This window comes from Psychrobacter sp. SWN149 (assembly GCF_015864565.1).
In the GTDB taxonomy this organism is placed as follows: Bacteria; Pseudomonadota; Gammaproteobacteria; order Pseudomonadales; family Moraxellaceae; genus Psychrobacter.
Window position 1 is genome coordinate 110,637 of the sequence record NZ_JADYWX010000002.1, and the last position, 13,851, is coordinate 124,487.

Here is a 13,851-nt window from a genome sequence, read left to right on the forward strand (position 1 = left end):
AACAATCGACTCTCATTATCCCGATTGACACTTATTCAACCGCTCTAGCCAATACGATTGTTTGTTTATTATCATTGATTTGGACAACCTGTATCCAGCTAAAAATTCCGACAAATGCGCTGATGGGTCATACTCTTGCGACTACAGTCATGGCGTTGACAAAACAATCAACCAAGAAAAAAAGGGCACAGGTCAGAGATAATAGTAAAAAATAGAACTAAAACATTTTAATGAGCGAAACCACAAATATAGAGGTCACTCAGGACGCATTACTATTCAAAAAAGGTTACTAGTAATCAGCGTTCGCCAAGTCTTCACATAATGCCTTATTGTCTTGCTTTGAAAAGCCCATGGTCCAGCTACGAATACCTTGTAATATCTGACGGTAGTCTTGCTGTGTAGACAGATATTGAATAGCCGCTTTAGGGTCTTCTAAAGAAGGCATTAGCTCATGCAGTTGTACCGTGTACGACTTATAAAACCGCTGTTTTTGCTTACCATTAAGCATCGGTGGGCATATCTCTGATAGTACCTGCATGACGGCAATTTCATGTTTGGTGATATTGATACCAGACATATCCAGCGGAATAGTGGTCGCAGGATTATTTGCAGCATGAGATGCTTGAGCCAACATGGCAACAGACGTTATCAGTCCTGCAATCCCAATTTTCGAGGCAGTATTTGCTATCACAGAAGCTATAGATAATATCGATTGATTCTTCATTCAGGATGACACTCGCTTATCATTATTTGATGGTCATATGTTAATGGGTAAAAAAACAAAAGTCACATAAAATATTGATTTATGTGTAGATATCTTGTGAGCCAAGAGCATTTTTTAGAAACATATCAGTAGCATATACTAAGGAAGTTACGCCAGTATTAGCGCATCGGTTTGTATTGTGCTTCGCGGTTGCTTATTGTAATCTGATGCCCTAGCATCAGTACCATAACAATAAAATGTTCATCTGATATAACATATTGAGCCAACATGAAATTCTTAATTAGCAATGACGATGGCGTGTATGCACCAGGGTTGATGGCACTGTCGCAGGCGCTATCTGCCATCGGAGAGGTTGTGGTCGTGGCCCCAAATGATGAGCAAAGTGGCTATGCCAGTGCGCTAAGTGTCGCCAGGCCCTTGCACACGCATCAATTGCCCTCTGGTTTTATAGCGGTGAATGGTTCGCCAGCCGATTGTGTGCATTTGGCGCTGCATGAGCTGTATCGTGACACGCACTTTGATTGTGTGATTACTGGTATCAACTCAGGGGCTAACTTGGGTCAGGATGTGATGTTTTCGGGTACTTTTGGTGCGGCATTAACCGCGCAGCTCTTTGGCATACCTGCTATTGCCACCTCGTTAGTTGGTGGCGGTGTCAAAAGCGGTGGGCAGGAGTCAGCGAGTGATTATCAAATAGCGGCAAATGAGATCGTTAAACTATTGAGCAATACGCCAATATTGAATATTATCAAAAATTTGCCCTATCATGTATTAAACGTTAATATTCCTGATGTGAACAGTAGCAGTGATATCAAGGGTCAAAAAATCACCTCATTGGGGCATAAGCAGATCGCACAGCCTGTCCGTCATATGATTGACCCGCGTGGACGCGATGCATACTGGCTGTCTCTGCGTAAAGGCAAAAGTGACGCTCCACTACAGGGGCTAGCTGGCGCGTCTGGAGCAGATGAAGTATCTGGAGAAAATAAAGGGCTGCTCGCACATGAATGTTTGTTATCAGCGCAAAAGATGACGGATGTTCAGGCAGTGGCCCTGGGTTATATCAGTCTCTCTCCAGTGCGTCTGCATCATACCCCAGCCGGCGCATTGTCCAAGCTCTCAGAGCTAGAGTGGTAGACTCAGCACGAGACAATCAACAAAAATATGAACGATGCCAATGAAAAATACGGTTTTTACTGTATGATTTATCAATCAGCTCGACCAGACTGTAAAGCATCATGGAGATATCGCGCATTGAATATGTCAAAAAGCTTTTAAATGAGCATTGATTGAATGTAAGAAACATCTTAGTAATACCACAATAGATAAGCGACACAAAGAATAGGAACCTTGTATGAAAAACATCATGACTGGATCACGTTTTGCAAAAGCGGCGTTGATCGGCACTATGGCAGTGGCGACGTTGACAGTGGTTGGCTGTGCAACCAAACCAACTTATCAATCAGCCAACCAAGCAGGTCCTAAAATCATTACCAACGCGCAAGGCGTTCCTAACTACCACCGTGTTCAGCGCGGCGATACGGTCAGTCAGATTGCGGCACGTTATCGTCTTAACTATCGCCAAATCGGTGCGATGAATGGCCTAGATAGTAAGTATACGATCTATAGTGGTCAATGGCTCAAACTATGGCAAGGCAACGCTGCACCAGCCTCAAATAATAACAGCTACAGTGCACCAGTACAGTCGCAAACGACTTATACACCGCCTGTGACACAGACGCCAGCGCCAGTATATGAAGTGACGGCCAATGCCACCTCAGGTTATGAGTATCCTAGTAGCAACCAAGTGACTCGTAACTTCGATGCCGCTGCTGGCAATATGGGCATATGGTTTGCTGGAAACATGGGTGACCCAGTACTGGCCAGCCAATCAGGAACGGTGCTTTATTCAGGCAATGGTCTAACAGAATACGGCAATTTAATCATGATTCGCCACAGTGATAACTACATCACAGCCTACGCGCACAACAGTCAGCTACTGGTCAAAGAGGGCGACGCGGTACAGCGTGGCCAGCGTATTGCTAATATGGGAAGCAGCGGCCAGACCAATCAAGTGGGCCTAGAGTTTCAAGTTCGCTTAAATGGCAATCCGATTGACCCACGTGCGGTACTTGGGCGTTAATGTTGAGGTAGGGTCGCTGATGGCTTGGCGACCTTAAGCCATTTTATTTACTCATGTTTGAGACTTTTTATGAAATTTAAAAAACAATACCTTACCTTTATGCCAGCATTAGTCATGGTTGGGTGTACAAGCCAGCAGGCGATGCAGAGTAAGCCTGTGCGTCAAGGCAGCGTCGAGATTACTCAAACCCAAACCATTCAGGTCAAACCAACGCCAGCGCCAGTTGTGAAGCCGCAACCAGCGCCCAAGCCAAGCTATAACAGTTTTTCTGATTGGAAGTCTGACTTTTCTATGCGTGCGATCTCATCAGGTTATGATGCTCAAATCATTCGCCGATTGCTTGATTCAGCCTATCTGAATCAGCAGGTTATCTCGCTAGATTCAGGACAGCCTGAGTTTTCTAAGATGCCATGGGAATATGTTGATTCTGCTGTATCGAGTGGGAGAGTGAGCACAGGTAAGCGTAAGTTTGCAGAGCAGCGTGCATTTTTGTCTCAGCTAGAGTCGCAATACGGCGTCGACGCAGAAACCATTGCCGCTATTTGGGGCATGGAGTCATCCTATGGCGTGGTAACGGGCAATAGCGATCTGCCAAGTTCGCTTGCCAGTCTCGCCTATGATGGTCGTCGTCAAGAGTTCGCTGAAGCTCAGCTATTGGCACTTGCAACCCTGCTACAACGCGGTGATGTGTCATGGTCACAGCTTGAGGGGTCTTGGGCAGGCGGTATGGGAGAGACACAGTTTATCCCTGAGACATGGCTCAAACAAGGCGTTGATGGTGATGGTAACGGACATCGTAATCCTTGGGCAACAGGTGATGCACTCGCCTCTACGGCCAATTACCTGAGTAACTCAGGGTGGGTTCGTGGTCTTGCGCCTTTTTATGAGGCGACCGTACCTGCCTCGTTTGACTATTCGACAGTGGGTAGCAAGCAGCCAGCGGCTAGATGGGCTGCGATGGGCGTTGATACCATAGACGATGTGTATCTAGATGCCAATACGCAAATGGAGTTATGGCTGCCAGCTGGTAAAGACGGTCCGGTACTACTGCTCAGTCCAAACTTTGATGTCATCAAGGTTTATAATAATTCATCGAGCTATGCGTTAGGCGTGAGTCTGCTTGGCAAGACCATTGATGGACAAAGTGGCCTAAGAAAGTCATGGCCTCGTTATGAGCGTCCATTATCGACCACACAAGTTGCCAATTTGCAACGTCGTTTGACCAGTATGGGTTATGATACCAAAGGCGCTGATGGTATCGTCGGTACCAATACTCGCATGGCATTTCAACGCTGGCAGGGAGACAATAATCAGACGCCAGATGGCTTTATCACTCAAAGCAGTGCTTCTTCATTGGCCTCATGGTGAGAGAAGCTATTGCTGTTAATACGTGATGTAAGCGCCGCTGTTTTTGACCGCTGATATTTCATGATTATGTTACTTTGTTCTACAAAAAGCACCTTGCCAAGGTGCTTTTTTTGCCTCAGTCTATGGGTGGTTTTGCTGTTATCTATTGAGACGATGAGTAGGGAGCACTCAAGCTGAATCTACTGCACTTTTGTCAAAACTTATCAGGACAAGGTTCGTACAAGAAAGTTACGACTGTGAGTGCTAGACTCTAGGGCGTGTCCTCATTTTTATTACCATTTTTAAAATGAGGACAGACCCTAGAAAATGGATTTTTTAAACCACGTTTTTTAACAGCAGTTTTTAGATAACAGTTTTCAAATAATAAATAGAACGACCCAAAGAGTGTGCGATATGATTACCATGGAAGAACTACAAGCGGCGATAAAGCAGCGTATAAATAACTACAACGATACCGACTTTCCACTACAAAAAAGAGAGCTGCAGACGCGTGAATTATTAGACAGTCGCAACCATATTTTGGCGCAAGACATCACCTCGACATTTGACGTGCCCAGACAGAATCTATCTGCGATGGATGGCTATGCGATAGCTAAAGGTAGCGAGCTATCAATGGACAGCGCTATCGACATTATCGGAGAGTCTCAGGCTGGCTGCGCTTATGTAGGTGAGCTTATAGCAGGGCAAGGTGTCCGTATCTTTACGGGTGCAGTAGTGCCAGACAGCTGTGATACGGTCATTATGCAAGAGAACACCAATTTTGCAGATATCAAGGCTACTGTAGACAAGTCGCGCCCTTATCCCATAACGCTGACGCAAACGGCTAAAGTTGATAACAATATCCGCTCGCAAGGCGAAGAAATTGAATCGGGTGAGGCGGTGTTGAAAATAGGCAAGCGTATTAACCCTGCCGATATCAGCTTGCTAGCAAATTTAGGTATCAGCCAAATCCGTATATTTGAGCCGCTGACGGTAGGCGTTCTAGCCACTGGCGATGAGCTTGTGGCGATTGGCAATGAGCTGACCAGCCTAGCGCAAATATATAACTCCAATACCCCAACGCTCAAAAGCCTCTTATCAGACTTACCTATTACCATTCGTGATTATGGCATTGTTCCTGATAACTTAGAGCAGACGACCGCTGCTGTTCATGATGCCATGCAAGACTGTGATGTCATTATCTCGACCGCGGGCGTATCTGTTGGTGATTATGACTTTTTGACCACTGTGATTGAGCAGTTAGGTCAAATCAATCACTATAAAGTGGCGATGAAACCAGGCAAGCCTTTTGTGTTTGGTGAATTGAACAAAAATCTCGATAAGCCAGTATTATATTTTGGTCTACCAGGTAATCCGCTATCTACAGTCGTTGGCGCGCTACAGTTTGTGATACCAGCGCTGTGGCAGATGTCAGGCGCGGACGTTTTAGAGCAGCCTATGCAGTTGAGTATTCAAGCCACGCTCACTAATGACATCAGAAAGTCAGCAGGTCGTAAAGACTTTCAGCGCGGTGTGCTGTCACAGGATGCAGTAGGCAGTTATGAAGTCGAGAGCTTCACCAGTCAGCAGTCGCATAGAATAAAGCAGCTTAGCCGTGCCAATTGTTTTATTGTACTCGATAAAGACAGCGGCAATGTCTCCGCAAATAGTACGGTCACGGTGCAGCCTTTTCCTTGGTTATATAATTAATTTTCTATGTGTTAACTTACTATAAGATGAGTATTAAACCACTGATAATAATTTCTATAACAGTATGCCAAACGCAAATAATAAAGTAATGCTTATAGATAGTAAGCAAGACTGACGGTAGTAAAATATGAGTGATAATAACGGCAACATAGGCAGTGCTCAACAGTACTCGCCACTGGAAAACTATGAATCCCTGACGGATGGGTTTTCACGTCGTCTGACTTATCTGCGTCTATCTATCACTGATTTTTGTAATTTTAGCTGTGAATACTGCCTACCAAATGGCTATCAAGGCAAACGCCCTGATGACGAATTGAGTGTGCCTGAGATTGCCACCTTGATACGCGGCTTTGCCCAAGTAGGGACTAAAAAAGTCAGAATTACTGGGGGTGAGCCTTCTATTCGCCGTGATGTTGTTGAGATTATAAAAACGATTAAGCAAACTGATGGCATTGAGACAGTGGCGATGACCAGTAATGGTTATAAGCTCGGCAAGCATTTAGCCAGTTGGCAAGCTGCAGGACTGGATCAGCTTAATATCAGTATGGATAGCTTTGATGCCGAGACCTTTCATAAGATGACGGGCTTCAATAGTTTGCCGCAGCTGCTCATCGATATGGATACGCTACTAGAAACAACGGATATTAAACTCAAAATAAACGGTGTTTTGATGGCAGAGACAGCCTTTGAAAACCTCATGGATGCTATCGACTATGTAAAACAAAGAAAAGTCACCTATCGTTTTATCGAGTTTATGCAAACCAGTGACAATAGCGACTTGTTTTTTGCCCAGCATGCGCAGTCTGATATCATCACGGACTATCTATTGGAGCACGGCTGGCAACCACATGAGCGTGGGAGTAGCGATGGCCCAGCGGTAGAGTACAGTCATCCTGACTATGTAGGCCGTATCGGTATGATCGCGCCTTATGCCGCACATTTCTGTGATACCTGTAACCGCTTGCGAGTCAGTAGTCAGGGTAAAGTGCATTTATGTTTGTTCGATCAAGGTAATTATGATATTCGTCCGTATCTGCAACAAAATGATGTGCAAGGACTGGTAAATACCTTACATGACTTTATGCCGATCAAGCCTGAGCACCATCATCTGCACGACTCTAACAGTGGCATCATGCACAATCTATCAATAATTGGTGGTTAAGGTGTATAACCATTAAGCATGGCACACGACATTGAATAGCTAGAGTGCCAACGACATTTTTGAACATACTATAAAATCATATGTATAAAGGACTTCTTATGAGTAAACCTGCTGCAGAGTTTATCCCACTTAATATAGCTGTATTGACCGTATCGGACAGCCGTACGCTAGCACAAGACACCTCGGGGCAGTATTTAGCCGACAGTCTAGAAGCAGCAGGCCACCATCTGGCAGACCGTCAACTTATCACTGACGATATTTATCAGATTAGAGCGGTAATTAGTGGTTGGATTGCAGACCCGAAAGTCCATGCAGTGGTCACGACTGGCGGCACAGGTTTTTTCATTAGAGACAGTATGCCAGAGGCGGTAAATGTACTGTTCGATAAGTCTATCGATGGCTTTGGTGAAATGTTCCGTCTCATCTCAAAAGATGAGATTGGTATGTCAACAGTACAGTCACGGGCAGTGGCTGGCATGGCAAATGGTACAGGTATATTTTGCTTACCTGGCTCATCAGGTGCGTGCCGTACTGGTTGGGAAAATATCTTAAAAGACCAGTTTGATAGCCGTACGCGTCCATGCAATTTTGTGCCACACTTCTTGGCACAGAACCCAAGTCACGACTGATGTTATCAATGACGACTACTGCAAATCATTTAGATGGCTTGGCAGGCATTGTTATTTTGGCGGGCGGTGCCTCTAAACGTATGGGTACGCCTAAAGCGGAGCTCATTCTGCCGACAGGGGAACGCCTGCTCGACTATCATGTCCGTCATGCGCTTGAGCTAAATACGGCTGATACCAATCTGCCTATTATGATTGCAGACAATGGTCGCGGGTTTGATATTGATGCAGATTTAATGCGAAGCCGACCGCATTCGGCTGTTTCTCATATCCCTGATTATACTTCTAATGAGAGTGATGAACAGATTGATACGGCTGGTGCATTGGCCGCTATTGAGTCTGCCATGCAAACATTGATGAAGTTAAATGGTTCAGCGGCTGATTCAGCGACTATAAATAACAGCGAGCCATCATGGCTAATGGTCATTAGTTGCGATAGTTTGATACCGGCAACTGACTTGTGGCACGAACTGCAACGGGCGAGTGCTCAAGCCGCTGATAAAAATGTCATTTGCTTAACAGATGACAGTCACTTGTACCCACTATTAGGACTTTATCAGTTGAGTATTGAGCCTGACTTAAAAGCCTATATTGATAGTGGTCAGCGCCGAGTAATGCCATTTATCAAGCCTATGCTGCAGTCCATACCCTTTGCAGATAGCTGGCAGCACTTGACCAATTTTAATACGCCTGAAGATTTTGCACAGGCATGTACGGCTTTAAATAATTTATAAAAAAGTCTATCGAGAGAAATAATAAATGAATATCAGTAGCCAAGAAAACAGCCAATCTACCTTGTCTCATTTAGACAGTGACGGTGATATCACTATGGTTGATGTCAGTGGCAAGACCGCCACGACACGTGAGGCTCATGCTGTTGGACAAGTGCGTTTCCCAAGCGAGATTTATACCCAAATTAAAGCCGCTGATGGTATGACTAAAAAGGGCAGTATCACGCAAACGGCACATATCGCAGGTATCATGGCGGCCAAGCGTACGCATGACCTCATTCCACTGTGTCATCCATTACCGTTAGATAAGATCGGCTTGAGCTTTGAGTATGACGATGCCAGCCACAGTATTAGTGTGAGCGCGACGGTCAAAGTCACCCACAAAACAGGGGTTGAGATGGAAGCGCTAACCGCAGTCAGTGTGGCTTGTTTGACCATTTATGACATGACCAAAGCACTGTCACATGATATTGTTATTGATGGTGTTCGTCTGATTAAGAAGACAGGTGGTAAATCCGATTATCAGCATAAATAGCATCATCAGATTTTGTTTGAACATTTAGCCGTATAATAAATATGAAGCTCGATAGCTTGTAATAAATGGAAGGTTTTATGAGTACTACTGATGTTATGGATAATGTTGACGTAGAAAAAAACACTGAATCCTTGATGACTATTAACATTCTGTACTTCGCCAGTCTAGCTGATGAAGCGGGCTGTCATGAGGAAAAAGTGAGCATTGACTCATCAATGTCGCTTATTGATTTATATACACAGTTGAGTCAAACACATCGCTTCAGTCGTCCACAATCAGAGCTGCGAGTGGCGGTGAATGATTATTTCGCTAAGTGGACAGACCCTATTTCTGATGGCGATAGTGTGGTGTTTATCACGCCAGTCGCTGGTGGCTAAATAAATGGATAGATAGATGTATAGGCGTTCATAAGTATTTAACAGACAGTAGAATAAACAGAGAAAATACATGACAGATAATGTTCATAGCCATTCGATGACGATCAAGCGTAGTGTGAATGAAGTATATGCAGTCGCTGAGCGTGATGGTTTTGCTTTATTAGATGTAGCGATTGATGAAGACCGGCTCAAAAAAACGCTTGATGACGATAGCTGCGGCGCGTTTGTATGCTTTGAAGGTCGAGTACGCAATCATAATAATGCCACTAGTGTTGACCGTTTGACTTATTATGGTTATGAAGATTTGGCGATCAATCAGGGACGCGCGATCATAGAAGAAGCCAAAAAACGTTTTGAGATTACACATGCTATTGCGATACATCGTATTGGCGCTCTAGAAGTGGGCGATGTGGCCATATGGGTAGGCGTGGTTTCTGCCCATCGTTATCCCGCTTTTGATGCATGCCGCTGGATACTAGACACGGTAAAGTCAGATATTCCTGTGTGGAAACAAGAGTATTACGAGGATGACTCATCTAAATGGTTGAGCAATAATGGGTAAGTTAGCGGTTAAGTTATTGGTTAAGCCATTAGCTACTGTCTGTGCCTCCGCTTGTCTATTATTGACACTAAGCGCTTGTACACAAGACAAAGATATTGATATAGAGTCTGCTACCCACTCATCTGAGCATACGCTACGTATCGCTGCTGCAGCCAATTTGTCTGATGTACTGCCTAGTATTATTGATGCTTATCAAGCAGATAACCATTTAACTGAATCTGATATTGATGTGACTTATAGCTCATCAGGTAAGCTATACGCCCAAATAATTGCTGGTGCGCCTTATGATATATTTTTATCAGCCAATCAAGAATTTCCTGCCAAGCTTGCAAAAGAGAAAGAGGGTAGTCATTTAAATAATATCACACACCCTCCGTTTAGCTATGCGCAAGGTCAATTGGCGCTATATAGTGTCACTAAATTATTGAGTGAGCTCAATATAGAATCACTGGCTGATGTCTTTACGAATGATGCAAACGCTAAAATCACCATCGCTAATCCTGAGCTTGCCCCTTATGGCGCGTCTGCAAAAGCATATCTGCAGTCACAAAAGATATATGATAAATTAAATGCCGAAAAGCGCTTGATACAGTCAGAAAATATCGGTCAAGCCTTTCAATATGCGCATACTGGTAGCGTGGATTATGGATTTGTGGCGCAGTCTCAGCTCATCGCGATTAAAGCCAAGCCTGAGCAGTTTATGACGTTAAAGCCAGACACTTATCCTGCCATTTTGCAAGATGGTATCGTGATCAGTGACTCAGACATGGCCGTAGATTTCACTGACTATTTACGCTCAACAGCAGGGCAACAGCATTTCTTACAAGCTGGCTATCTGTCCATTGAGTAATTTGCTAGATTGCCTCTTATACCCATAGAACGAGCCGTGACATTATATGATAGACCCATCGCTCATGTCAGATATGCTCAGCCCACTTTGGGTCAGTATTAAGCTTGCTAGTGTCACTACCTTATGCTTACTATTATTTGCTACGCCTATAGCCTATTGGCTGGCTAAGCCAAGTCGTAGACGATCCATCGGACGGCTCAAAATCGTACTTATGGGCATCATTGCTATGCCTCTTGTGCTACCACCTACCGTTATTGGTTTTTATCTCTTATTGCTGCTTAGCCCTAGTATGGGTATCGGTAAATGGCTAAGCGAGCATAATATCAGCCCATTGATATTTACCTTTGAAGGGCTGGTGATTGGCTCTATCATTTACTCACTGCCTTTTTATATACAGCCTGTATATGCCCAGTTTTTGCGTATTCCGCAAAGCGTCGTAGAAGTGTCTCAGTTATTAGAACCCAATCGTATCAGACGTTTTATGAGCGTGGCCTTGCCGCAAGCTCGGGTAGGTATCATCCTTGGTGCTTTGGTGAGCTTTGCCCATACGATTGGTGAGTTTGGTGTCGTGCTGATGATAGGGGGGAGCATCTCTGGTGAGACTAAGGTGGTATCGATTGCGATATATGAGCAAGTAGAAGCGCTCAACTACGAAGCCGCACACATGATGTCTGGAATCTTGGTTATTATAGGTGTGATCATGGTAGCGTTGATTGCCAGTGTGAGCCGACTGAACCAGCGCACATAGTATGCGTTAAAGTCTCTTTTTGAGGTGTATTGTAAAGTCTATATATAAAGATGATGTATGCAGATAAATACTAGACAAAATCTATAGGCACAAAAAAACCTCAAGTAAAATAATACTTGAGGTTGAAACTTTTGTATTAAAACTAAGTTTTAAATATGGCGCAGCGGACGGGACTCGAACCCGCGACCCCCGGCGTGACAGGCCGGTATTCTAACCAACTGAACTACCGCTGCTAGTCGCTTTAGCATTTTACCTTTATAAAAGGTCCACTTTGCTAAAAGAGTGGTGGGTGATGACGGATTCGAACCGCCGACATTCTGCGTGTAAGGCAGACGCTCTACCAACTGAGCTAATCACCCTAAAATAAATTATATATAATTTATTTTTTACTGTCTCTAAAGCTGTCACCCTTTAGTTAAGTATTTTATTCAGTAAGAAGCTGTTTAAGTCCCCTTGCTGTGGGTGTGTATTATATAGATTTACAGATGGCTGTCAAACACTATTTTAAGTTTTTTCTAAAATAATTAGAAATTCCTTTTTGATATCTTCAATATTAATCTGTTAAGTCAATAATGACAAGGTGTTGCCAAGAATCTGCTAATTATTGTTATCTGTTGTTTGATAGTGAAAAGCTACTATACTATGCATACTTTGTTCGTTGATAGGGCTGATGGAGGCCAATATAAATACTTTTACTATTAGACAGACCTTTACCAACTGGTCATGGGGAGACCTTGCTGGTCTGGGTTTAGGACTGCATATTATACTGATGATAGTAATGACGCTGCGCATTGTTTCGGTGCAGCGTAATATTGGCGTGTCGATAGCTTGGATTGCGGTGCTCTATACCGTTCCTGTGTTTGGGTTTGTCGCTTATATACTGCTGGGCGAGCCTATGATTGGGCGCCGCTACCGCGATCGCGTAGATCAAGTAAGCACCATGATGAATGACATGGCACGGCGTGAGCATTTGGTTTTTGATAAAGGGCAAGAGCTATTGGCCACTCATTATCGAGGTGTTAGTCACATAGGAACACGCTGGACAGGGTTTGGTGTATTTCCCAATCATCAAATGCAGCTATTGACGACGCCTGCTTCGATTTTTCAGCATTTGATTGATGATATTCATGCAGCTCAGAGCATTGTGTTGATGGAGTTTTATATCGTATATCCCAAAGGTCAGGTATGGGAGGTGATAGAAGCATTGGCTGTGGCCGCGCAGCGCGGGGTCGAGTGTCACATATTAGCCGATAGCGTGGGCAGTCTCAGTTTCATTAATAGTAAGGCATACCATACCTTAGAAAAGGCAGGCGTGTTTGTTCATCAGTCGTTGCCAGTAGGACTGTTTAAAACCTTGTTTAAACGTTCTGATTTGCGCAATCATCGAAAAATGGTGGTCATTGATGAACACATTGGCTACATCGGTAGCTTTAATCTGGTTGATCCGAGGTTTTTTAAACAAAATAAAAATGTCGGTCAATGGATTGATGTTGCAATAAGAACGACCAGTCAGCATCCTATTAGTATCAACACCGCGATGGCTAAGGTGATAGTTACTGATATCGGTGCTGAAAATAATGACAATCTGGCTGAGCTGCATCTGCGCGTCAACAATTACACCCGTAAACTGTATGTGATGAACCCCACCATTAATGATTTGAACAGCCGAGTAAAAGTGCTGAGCGATGATATGGAGCATCACGATCAGCCAGATATCGGCGCGACCTCGATTGTGATACCGACCATGCCAGTCGTGAATAAGGTTCTCGCGCAGCTGATTCCTTCGGCACCGCAACTGACCGCTCATGTCATTTACAACACGCTGGTGACGGTGATTCATCGTGCCAATAAACGCATTCGTATTACCACGCCTTATTTTGTCCCTGATGAATCGCTATCAGGGGCGCTAATGATAGCGGCTAAGCGCGGGGTGGAAGTAACGTTGATTGTGCCTGAAAAAGTGGATTCATTTCTGGTGCAGCATGCCTCACAGGCTTACTATCAAGAGCTGTTAGACGCTGGCGTCACCATTGCCCTGTTCAAAGGCGGTTTGTTGCATGCCAAAACCGTGGTCATCGATGATGATTATTGTCTGTTTGGCACGGTCAACATCGATATGCGTAGCTTTTATTTAAATATGGAGGTCAGTTTGGCTATTTATACACCAGAGATGGTCGCTCAAGTGGCCTATTGCCAAGACATCTACTTACAAAACTGCCGTATCTTGAGTTTAGAGAATTGGCAGCAGCGCCCTGGGTCAAAACGATTGTTCGATAATGTCGTGCGATTGTTCAGTCCTTTATTGTAGCGCCTGAGATTTTGAGTTAAGGTAATTG

At 44.2% G+C, this 13,851-nt stretch carries 14 protein-coding genes and 2 tRNA genes; 13 read left to right on the forward strand and 3 right to left on the reverse strand.

The window, feature by feature from the left end; genetic code table 11:
* Positions 1-289: 289 nt before the first annotated feature.
* A complete protein-coding gene (locus I6E86_RS03240; protein ID WP_227680515.1) occupies positions 290-634 on the reverse strand; it encodes an MCR_0457 family protein in 345 nt (114 codons plus the stop codon).
* Between the two features lie 357 nt (positions 635-991).
* Between I6E86_RS03240 and surE the strand changes: the two genes are divergently transcribed.
* The 12 genes from surE to modB all read left to right on the forward strand — a co-directional run bounded on the left by surE (position 992) and on the right by modB (position 11,515).
* The gene (gene surE, locus I6E86_RS03245) at positions 992-1,861 is read left to right on the forward strand and encodes a 5'/3'-nucleotidase SurE (RefSeq protein WP_197175263.1); all 870 of its coding nucleotides are present in this window, start codon (positions 992-994) and stop codon (positions 1,859-1,861) included.
* Between the two features lie 217 nt (positions 1,862-2,078).
* Positions 2,079-2,867 (forward strand): peptidoglycan DD-metalloendopeptidase family protein, encoded by a 789-nt coding sequence (locus I6E86_RS03250; protein ID WP_197175265.1) that lies wholly within the window; start codon positions 2,079-2,081, stop codon positions 2,865-2,867.
* A gap of 69 nt (positions 2,868-2,936) precedes the next feature.
* A complete protein-coding gene (locus tag I6E86_RS03255; RefSeq protein ID WP_197175267.1) occupies positions 2,937-4,235 on the forward strand; it encodes a lytic murein transglycosylase in 1,299 nt (432 codons plus the stop codon).
* Positions 4,236-4,628: 393 nt separating this feature from the next.
* Complete coding sequence (glp, locus tag I6E86_RS03260; RefSeq protein ID WP_197175269.1) at positions 4,629-5,924, forward strand: gephyrin-like molybdotransferase Glp; 1,296 nt, start codon at positions 4,629-4,631, stop codon at positions 5,922-5,924.
* A gap of 127 nt (positions 5,925-6,051) precedes the next feature.
* Entirely contained in the window at positions 6,052-7,086 is a 1,035-nt protein-coding gene (gene moaA / locus I6E86_RS03265) for a GTP 3',8-cyclase MoaA (RefSeq protein WP_197175271.1), read from the forward strand.
* Between the two features lie 98 nt (positions 7,087-7,184).
* A complete protein-coding gene (moaB, locus tag I6E86_RS03270) occupies positions 7,185-7,715 on the forward strand; it encodes a molybdenum cofactor biosynthesis protein B (RefSeq protein WP_197175273.1) in 531 nt (176 codons plus the stop codon).
* A gap of 8 nt (positions 7,716-7,723) precedes the next feature.
* Entirely contained in the window at positions 7,724-8,446 is a 723-nt protein-coding gene (locus tag I6E86_RS03275) for a molybdenum cofactor guanylyltransferase (protein WP_227680516.1), read from the forward strand.
* 25 nt (positions 8,447-8,471) lie between these two features.
* A complete protein-coding gene (moaC, locus tag I6E86_RS03280) occupies positions 8,472-8,978 on the forward strand; it encodes a cyclic pyranopterin monophosphate synthase MoaC (protein WP_197175277.1) in 507 nt (168 codons plus the stop codon).
* Between the two features lie 77 nt (positions 8,979-9,055).
* Positions 9,056-9,355: a MoaD/ThiS family protein gene (locus tag I6E86_RS03285; protein ID WP_227680517.1), complete on the forward strand. Its 300-nt coding sequence runs from the start codon at positions 9,056-9,058 to the stop codon at positions 9,353-9,355.
* Positions 9,356-9,425: 70 nt separating this feature from the next.
* Positions 9,426-9,917 (forward strand): molybdenum cofactor biosynthesis protein MoaE, encoded by a 492-nt coding sequence (locus I6E86_RS03290; protein ID WP_197175280.1) that lies wholly within the window; start codon positions 9,426-9,428, stop codon positions 9,915-9,917.
* Entirely contained in the window at positions 9,910-10,767 is an 858-nt protein-coding gene (gene modA / locus I6E86_RS03295) for a molybdate ABC transporter substrate-binding protein (RefSeq protein ID WP_197175282.1), read from the forward strand. Before I6E86_RS03290 ends, modA begins: the two co-directional genes overlap by 8 nt.
* A gap of 46 nt (positions 10,768-10,813) precedes the next feature.
* A complete protein-coding gene (gene modB / locus I6E86_RS03300; protein WP_197175284.1) occupies positions 10,814-11,515 on the forward strand; it encodes a molybdate ABC transporter permease subunit in 702 nt (233 codons plus the stop codon).
* A 156-nt stretch (positions 11,516-11,671) separates the two neighbouring features.
* Here modB and I6E86_RS03305 read toward each other — a convergent pair.
* Both I6E86_RS03305 and I6E86_RS03310 read right to left on the reverse strand, forming a co-directional pair.
* Positions 11,672-11,748 (reverse strand) — tRNA-Asp (locus tag I6E86_RS03305).
* A 50-nt stretch (positions 11,749-11,798) separates the two neighbouring features.
* Positions 11,799-11,874 (reverse strand) — tRNA-Val (locus I6E86_RS03310).
* A gap of 311 nt (positions 11,875-12,185) precedes the next feature.
* Between I6E86_RS03310 and I6E86_RS03315 the strand changes: the two genes are divergently transcribed.
* On the forward strand, positions 12,186-13,823 hold the full coding sequence (locus tag I6E86_RS03315; protein WP_197175286.1) for a cardiolipin synthase: 1,638 nt from the start codon (positions 12,186-12,188) through the stop codon (positions 13,821-13,823).
* The last annotated feature ends 28 nt before the right edge of the window (positions 13,824-13,851 follow it).